This is a genomic window from Streptomyces sp. AC627_RSS907 (assembly GCF_019049165.1).
Genome location: NZ_JAGMUE010000583.1, coordinates 1 through 584 on the forward strand (window position 1 = coordinate 1; position 584 = coordinate 584).

Sequence of the window (584 nt, forward strand, 5' to 3'; positions counted from 1 at the left end):
ACGTCTACACGGCCGAGACGCTGCTGGAGAGCATCGTGGATACCAGCCTCCTGGAGTCGGCGGCTCCGGGGCGCTATCGCTTCCACGACCTCGTTCGACTCTACGCGCGAGCGTGTGCCGAGCGTGACGAACTGCCGCCGTCCGAGCGGGACGCGGCGCTCTCCCGGTTGCTCGACTTCTACCTCGCCAGCTCGGTTCGAGTGTTCGCGCACGCGCGACCGGGTGACCGGATGATCGAGCACCTGGAGGAGACGCACCACCCAGGGCTGACGTTCCCCGACCGGACAGCGGCGATCGACTGGCTGTTCACCGAGGCAGGCTGCCTGCTGGCTGCCATCCAGCAGTTCGCCTCGGGCGGCACCCTGCGTCGCGCGGCGGATCTCCTCATCGCCGCCAAGGACCTGGGCGAGTCCGGCGCCAACTCACGGCAGTACGAGGCCGCCACCATCGTGGTAGGCGAGGCGGCCCGTGAGGCCGGGGACGCCCGCGCCGAGGGCCGCGCCCGGATGATGATGACCCACACACACTGGATGGCCAGCCGCTTCCGCCAAGCGGAAGCGGAGGCACAACGAGCCATCCAACTC

1 pseudogene is annotated in these 584 nt (G+C 69.5%); it reads left to right on the plus strand.

Going from position 1 to position 584, the window contains the following annotated elements:
* Window positions 1–584 (plus strand): annotated as a pseudogene (locus tag KUM32_RS37210) (AfsR family transcriptional regulator); the annotation flags it as partial.